This is a genomic window from Mesorhizobium sp. M1A.F.Ca.IN.020.06.1.1, assembly GCF_004023265.1.
Lineage (GTDB): Bacteria > Pseudomonadota > Alphaproteobacteria > Rhizobiales > Rhizobiaceae > Mesorhizobium.
In genome coordinates, this window is record NZ_RZSR01000263.1 from 1 (window position 1) to 6,466 (window position 6,466).

8 protein-coding genes are annotated in these 6,466 nt (G+C 64.9%); 6 read left to right on the top strand and 2 right to left on the bottom strand.

All coding sequences use genetic code 11. The annotated features are described in order from the left end of the window. The 4 genes from EOA60_RS13875 to EOA60_RS13890 form a co-directional block, all read left to right on the top strand. Positions 1 to 644: LysM peptidoglycan-binding domain-containing protein (locus EOA60_RS13875; RefSeq protein WP_164899301.1), on the top strand; the 644-nt coding region annotated here is incomplete at its 5' end. 140 nt (positions 645 to 784) lie between these two features. Then, on the top strand, positions 785 to 1,132 hold the full coding sequence (locus EOA60_RS13880; protein WP_095823660.1) for a metalloregulator ArsR/SmtB family transcription factor: 348 nt from the start codon (positions 785 to 787) through the stop codon (positions 1,130 to 1,132). A 7-nt stretch (positions 1,133 to 1,139) separates the two neighbouring features. Further along, complete coding sequence (locus EOA60_RS13885; RefSeq protein WP_095823659.1) at positions 1,140 to 3,023, top strand: ABC transporter ATP-binding protein/permease; 1,884 nt, start codon at positions 1,140 to 1,142, stop codon at positions 3,021 to 3,023. Between the two features lie 133 nt (positions 3,024 to 3,156). Next, positions 3,157 to 3,498: an antibiotic biosynthesis monooxygenase gene (locus EOA60_RS13890; protein WP_095800091.1), complete on the top strand. Its 342-nt coding sequence runs from the start codon at positions 3,157 to 3,159 to the stop codon at positions 3,496 to 3,498. Here the strand turns inward: EOA60_RS13890 and EOA60_RS13895 are convergent. Next, complete coding sequence (locus tag EOA60_RS13895; RefSeq protein ID WP_245322286.1) at positions 3,477 to 3,695, bottom strand: hypothetical protein; 219 nt, start codon at positions 3,693 to 3,695, stop codon at positions 3,477 to 3,479. The genes EOA60_RS13890 and EOA60_RS13895 overlap by 22 nt on opposite strands. Before the next feature lie 32 nt (positions 3,696 to 3,727). Here EOA60_RS13895 and EOA60_RS13900 point away from each other — a divergent pair, with 32 nt between their 5' ends. Both EOA60_RS13900 and EOA60_RS13905 read left to right on the top strand, forming a co-directional pair. After that, positions 3,728 to 4,528, top strand: coding sequence for a phosphatidylserine decarboxylase (locus EOA60_RS13900; protein WP_280950673.1), 801 nt, complete (start codon positions 3,728 to 3,730; stop codon positions 4,526 to 4,528). Positions 4,529 to 4,603: 75 nt separating this feature from the next. Next, a complete protein-coding gene (locus EOA60_RS13905; RefSeq protein ID WP_245299656.1) occupies positions 4,604 to 5,347 on the top strand; it encodes a phosphatidylcholine/phosphatidylserine synthase in 744 nt (247 codons plus the stop codon). A 227-nt stretch (positions 5,348 to 5,574) separates the two neighbouring features. Here EOA60_RS13905 and EOA60_RS13915 read toward each other — a convergent pair. Then, positions 5,575 to 6,466: AMP-binding protein (locus EOA60_RS13915; RefSeq protein WP_164899302.1), on the bottom strand; the 892-nt coding region annotated here is incomplete at its 5' end.

Genomic DNA, 6,466 nt, shown 5'->3' on the forward strand with positions numbered 1-6,466 from the left:
ACGATGTCCTGCTTGGCGAGGCGAAAACTTCGCCTGACGGCCATTTCCTGATCGAGGCGGCGCGCGACATTCCGATCGGCAACCATACCATTCATGTCGACGGCCTTGCCGACGATGGCGATAAGGTCGTCGCCCGTGCCGCTGTTCCGTTCGAACGCGAGCCCGGCGAGTCGATTGCCGCCGTCGCGCCCAACCAGGCCAAGCCCGCCGACAGCAAGCTCGCCCAGGGTGCGGGGTCCCAGCCCGCAGAGGCAAAGTCCGGGGCGGCCAATCCCGCCGAGACGACGGCGCCGGCCACCGCTACCACCGAAGCGGGCAAGCCCGCCGCGACCGCCGACACGTCGGCCGAGGTCGCCGAAGCGAATCCTGCGGCCGACGTGCCTGAAACCATGGCGCCGAAGCTCGAACACGCCGATGGAGCCGTCATCATCCGCCGCAACGATACGCTCTGGCGCATCTCGCGGCGCGTCTATGGCCATGGCGTGCGCTACTCGACCATCTATCTCGCCAACCAGGATCAGATCCGCAATCCCGACCGCATCTGGCCCGGTCAGGTCTTCAAGGTCCCCGGCAAGTCGAAGGAAGGCGAGCCGGCCGACATGAAGGCCATGGGTGACCAGATGACGGCGCCAAAGACGGAGTAAGAGCGTAATCCCCCCTCGTGGGGGAGATGCCCGGCAGGGCAGAGGGGGCGCTGTCCCGCCAGCGTTTTTGACACTTCCTACCGTGCTACCCATCCGCCTGGCTTGCCCTCTCATCCTCCATCGTTTATCGGCGATGAACGATGACCGAATCCCTATCCGTCAACCGCGCCCTCAATAGCCGAGCCCTTGACAGCCGCGGCATCGCCACGCGGTTCGCGGCGCTGTCGCATCCGGCACGCATCGAGATCCTGAAGCATCTCTCGGCCAGTCGCTGCTGCTCCTGCCGCGAGGTGGTCGATCATCTCGATCTCGCCCAGTCGACCGTTTCGCAGCATCTGAAGATCCTGGTCGAAGCAGGGCTCGTCCGCTTCGAGGCGGATCGCCAGCGTTCACGCTACGCGGTGGACCGCGCTACGCTCGCCGAGGTCTCGGCGTCGCTCGCGGCCCTGGTCGATTCCTGCTGCGGCGAAAGCATGAAAGAAAGCTAAGAACAAAATGGCCGACAAGACCGTCTCCGCCGAAACCGGCACCCTCACCACACTGCGCAATCTGTGGCCCTATATGTGGCCGGCCGACCGTGCCGACTTGAGAGCCCGCGTCACCTGGGCGACGCTGCTTCTCGTCGTCGCCAAGGTCACCCTGGTCGCCGGCCCCTATTTCTTCAAATGGGCAACCGATGCGCTCGCCCACGCCTCGAAGACGCCGCCGCCGCTGCCCGCCTTCATGCTCGCGCCGGTGATGCTGGTCATCGCCTATAATGTGCTGAGGCTGGTCCAGCTCGGCTTCAACCAGCTGCGCGACGCGCTGTTTGCCCGCGTCGGCCAATATGCGGTGCGCCAGCTTGCCTTCCGCACCTTCGTCCACATGCACCAGCTGTCGCTGCGCTTCCATCTTGAACGCCGCACCGGCGGTCTGTCGCGCATCATCGAGCGCGGCACCAAGGGCATCGAGACGATCGTGCGCTTCGTCATGCTGAACACGGCGCCGACCATTCTCGAATTCGCGCTGACGGCCGGCATTTTCGCCTACACCTATGGCTGGAAATACGTCGCCGTGGTCGCGGTCACGGTGTGGATCTATGTCTGGTTCACAGTCAAGGCCAGCGACTGGCGCATCTCGATCCGCCGCGACATGAACGACAGCGACACCGACGCCAATACCAAGGCGATCGACTCGCTCTTGAATTTCGAGACGGTCAAATATTTCACCAATGAGCGCATGGAAGCCGAGCGCTTCGACCGCTCGATGGCGCGTTATGAAACCGCGGCCACCAAGACCTGGACCTCGCTCGGCTGGCTTAACTTCGGCCAGGGTCTCATCTTCGGCCTCGGCACAGTCATCGTCATGTGCATGTCGGCGCTCGAGGTGCAGGCCGGCACGCAGTCGGTCGGCGATTTCGTCTTCATCAACGCCATGCTGATGCAGCTTTCGGTGCCGCTCAACTTCATCGGCTTCATCTATCGCGAAATCCGCCAGGGTTTGACCGATATCGAGCACATGTTCGACCTGCTCGACGTGCCCCAGGAGATCGTCGACAAGCCGGACGCCAGGTCGTTGAAGGTGAGTGCCGGCAAGGTCGAGTTCCGCGACGTGCACTTCTCCTATGATGCGAACCGCAAGATCCTGAAGGGCGTCTCCTTCGAGGTGCCGGCCGGCAAGACGGTCGCCATCGTCGGCCCCTCCGGCGCAGGCAAGTCGACTATCTCCAGGCTTCTGTTCCGCTTCTATGACGTGCAGCGCGGCCAGGTGCTGATCGACGGCCAGGACATCCGCGACGTCACCCAGGAGAGCCTGCGTGCGGTGCTCGGCATGGTGCCGCAGGACACGGTGCTCTTCAACGACACCATCGCCTACAACATCCGCTACGGCCGCGTCGGCGCCAGCGAGGAGGAGGTGAGCAAGGCCGCCGAGCTTGCCCAGATCGGGCCGTTCATCGAAAAACTCCCCGACGGCTACCGCTCGATGGTCGGCGAGCGCGGCCTGAAACTGTCGGGCGGCGAGAAGCAGCGGGTCGCGATCGCCCGCACGATCCTGAAGGCTCCGCCGATCCTGATGCTGGACGAGGCGACCTCGGCGCTGGACACCCAGACCGAGCAGGAGATCCAGGCGGCGCTGGACCTCGTCAGCAAGGGCCGCACCACCCTTGTGATTGCCCACCGGCTGTCGACAGTGATTTCGGCCGACGAGATCATCGTGCTGAAGGACGGCCAGATCGCCGAGCGCGGCACCCACGCCGCGCTCTTGCGCCAGCAGGGCCTCTACGCCTCGATGTGGGACCGCCAGCGCGAAGCCACCGAAGCCGAGGAGCGCCTGCGCATTGCGCGTGAAAGCGACGAGTTCGGCGTGATCGTACGGAGAAGGACGTCGGAGGTGAGCTAGCGCCTCTTCCTTCTCCCACAAGGGGAGAAGGAGAAGTCGGCGCAAAATCCCCTTGACCTCAACCTAGCTTGAGCTTGCAAACCGGCTCCGAACCCCTGCGAAGCAAGCCTTCCAAGAACGGAGACCGATCGAAATGAGTAATAAAGATCAACGCGCTGGCAGCGTGTTCCGGGTCGACAAATTCGTCGTGCCGGCGGAAGCGCGCGACGAGATCCTCGGCAAGGTCAGGATGACGCACGAATTGCTGCGCCAGCAGGACGGCTTCGTGCAGGACTTCCTGCTCGAGCAGTTCTCCGGCCCCGGCGAATTCAACATCGTCACCATGGTCGAATGGGAAAGCCAGGCCGCGGTCGACAACGTCGTGCCGATCGTCAAGGCCGCGCACGAGAGCATCGCCTTCAGCCCTCAGGCAACGATCGCCCGCCTCGGCGTCAAAGCGGATATCGCGCACTATCAGCGCGTGCCGGAGGCGTAAGACGGCCAGCCCGCGCCGGGTGCAGGCGCGACGACGCCCAGTACCTGGCCGGTGCGGGCGTCGCCGACCATGTTCTCGAAGCCGCGCCATTCGGCGGCGGTGATGAACAGCGTCCTGCCGTCGGCACCGCCCAACATGTAGGCAAAGCAGCCCCGATCGACCTCGACCTTGTCGATTTTCGCACCGCCCTCGCGCACCCTGACACAGTGCCGGCGCTAAAACCACAGCTATGAGTCCACGGCCTCGCTCTTCCTCTCCCATTGTTGCGTTGCGGGGAGGGGGGCTTTCGGCTATTGAGGCCGGACCTGAAACAGGGACCGCCCCAAGCCCTATGACGCTTCTCGATACGATCAAGAATACGTTCGTTCCGATCCATCGCGAGGGCTATCCCTTCATCGCCGCCTTCGGCGCGGCCACGCTGTTCCTCGGCTATTTCTCCTCGATCCTGTTCTGGCTCGGGCTGATCCTCACCGGCTGGTGCATCTATTTTTACCGTGACCCAGAGCGCGTCACGCCGGTCGACGACCGGCTGGTGGTCAGCCCGGCCGACGGCATGGTTTCGGCGGTCGGGCCCGCCGTGCCGCCGCGCGAGCTTGGCCTGGGTACGGGCGAAATGACCCGTATCTCGGTGTTCATGAATGTCTTTTCCTGCCACATCAACCGCGCGCCGGTGCGCGGCAGGATCACGCGCATCGAGCACCGTCCGGGCAAATTCCTCAATGCCGAGCTCGACAAGGCAAGCTCCGAGAACGAGCGCAACGGCCTGGTCATCGACAGCCCCAACGGCACCGTCGCCGCCGTGCAGATCGCCGGCCTTGTGGCGCGCCGCATCGTCTGCTGGGCCGAGCAGGGCGGCTCGATCGGCATCGGCGAGCGTTTTGGCCTGATCCGCTTCGGCTCCCGCGTCGACGTCTTCCTGCCGTCGAACGCCGTGCCGCGCGTCGCCGTCGGCCAGACGGCGGTAGGCGGCGAGACGGTGCTTGCCGAGTTCGGCGGCGCGGCGGTCGCCCCGCTGGTCAGGATTTCCTGAGCGGTGGGCGCGCCTTTCAAGAAGTTCGAGGCACACGCCAGCGGCGGCCCGCGCATCCGCGAGATCCCGATGCGCATGGTGCTGCCCAATCTGGTGACCGTTCTTGCGATCTGCGCCGGCCTTTCCGGCATCCGCTTCGCCTTCGAGGACCGCTTCGAGCCGGCCGTCGTCATGGTGCTGCTCGCAGCCTTCCTCGACGGCATCGACGGCCGCTTGGCGCGCATGCTGAAGGCGACCTCGAAGTTCGGCGCGCAGATGGATTCGCTGGCCGATATCGTCAATTTCGGCGTCGCGCCAGCGCTGGTGCTCTATGCCTTCCTGCTCGACCGCGCCGGCTCGCCGGGCTGGATCGCGGCACTCCTGTTCACCATTGCCTGCGGCATGCGGCTCGCCCGCTTCAATGTGCTGGCCGACGACACCGACCAGCCGGCCTGGCAGACCGAGTATTTCGTCGGCGTCCCGGCGCCGGCGGGCGCGGTGCTGGTCATGCTGCCTTGCTATCTCTACTTCCTGCGGCTCGGCCTGGAACCGACCCGGGGGGCGGCCTTCGTTGCCTCTGGCTTCACCGTGCTCGTCGCCTTCCTCTTGGTCAGTCGCCTGCCGGTCTATTCGGGCAAGAGCGTCAAGGTGCCGGGAGACAGAGTGCTTCCGGTCATCCTCGGCGTGGTGCTCTACATCCTGCTGTTGATGGCCTATCCCTGGTACACGCTGACCGCCTCGGTCGCCGGCTACCTCGTCTTTCTGCCGTTTTCGGTGCGCGCCTATTCGAAGCGGGCCATGCGCGAAGGCGAGAAGGTGCCGCCTTCGGATATCGGCTGAACCCGCTCGAGAGGCGCGACTTCGAGCCGCCGAGTTCCTTCGCGCCTCCCTCTGTCCTGGCGAACATCTCCCCACTTGGGGGAGAAATTGGCAGCTTCGTTCAAGCCGCGTATCCTGCAACGATGCTGATTGGCGAAAGCCGAGAGGGCATCTGATCTCCCCCCGTGTGGGGGAGATGTCCGGCAGGACAGAGGGGGGCGCTGTCCCGCCAGCGCTTGCGATACGGCCTAAGCCGCTACCCCCAATCCCAGCCGGTCGATCGCCAGCTTCCGCGCCGACACGTAATCCGTCTTGCCGGAACCCAGCACCGGGATTTCTTCCACCTTGATGATGTCATTGGGCACCATCAACTCGGCCGCGCCGGCCTTCTTGCCGAACTGGCGCAGCTCTTCGGCATTGGCATCGTCGGCCGTGGTGACCAGCACGATGCGCTCGCCGCGCCTTTTGTCGGGCACCGCCACCGCGGCATGGCGCTGTTCCGGCCATAGCGACTGCACCAGCATCTCGACCGCACCCAGCGACACCATCTCGCCGGCGATCTTGGCAAAGCGTTTTGCCCGCCCGCGGATGGTGATGAAGCCGTCGCGGTCGACCGAGACGATGTCGCCGGTGTCGTGCCAGCCCTCGAGCGGCTGCAACTCGCCGGGGCGGTCGGCGGTCATGTAGCCCATCATCATGTTCGGCCCGTCGAGCCACAGCCGGCCGCCCTCGCTGATGCCCTCGACCGGCTCAAGCTTCATGCGGATCGCCGGCAGCAGCCGGCCGACCGTGCCGTCGCGATTGTGGATGGCGGTGTTCACCGCCACCACTGGCGCCGCCTCGGTCAGCCCAAAACCTTCGATGATCGATGCCTGGAAACGGTCGCGGTAGGTGCGCCTTGTCTCGGGCTTTACCGCTTCAGCGCCGGCAACAACGAAACGCAGGCTGGAGAAATCGCCGTCCTTGGCAGTGCGGGCATAGTTGGCGAGGAAAGTGTCGGTGCCGAACATGACGGTCGGCTTCACCTTGCGCGCGATCTCCGGAATGATCTTGTAGTGCAGCGGCGAGGGATAGAGGAACAGTTTCACGCCGGTTACCAGCGGCAGGATAGTGCCGCCGGTCAGCCCGAACGAATGGAAG

Coding starts and splice junctions, on each gene's coding strand:
- EOA60_RS13890 (WP_095800091.1), top strand. CDS start 3,157: ATGAGTAATAAAGATCAACGCGCTGGCAGCGTGTTCCGGGTCGACAAA.
- EOA60_RS13880 (WP_095823660.1), top strand. CDS start 785: ATGACCGAATCCCTATCCGTCAACCGCGCCCTCAATAGCCGAGCCCTT.
- EOA60_RS13885 (WP_095823659.1), top strand. CDS start 1,140: ATGGCCGACAAGACCGTCTCCGCCGAAACCGGCACCCTCACCACACTG.
- EOA60_RS13905 (WP_245299656.1), top strand. CDS start 4,604: ATGGTGCTGCCCAATCTGGTGACCGTTCTTGCGATCTGCGCCGGCCTT.
- EOA60_RS13900 (WP_280950673.1), top strand. CDS start 3,728: ATGAGTCCACGGCCTCGCTCTTCCTCTCCCATTGTTGCGTTGCGGGGA.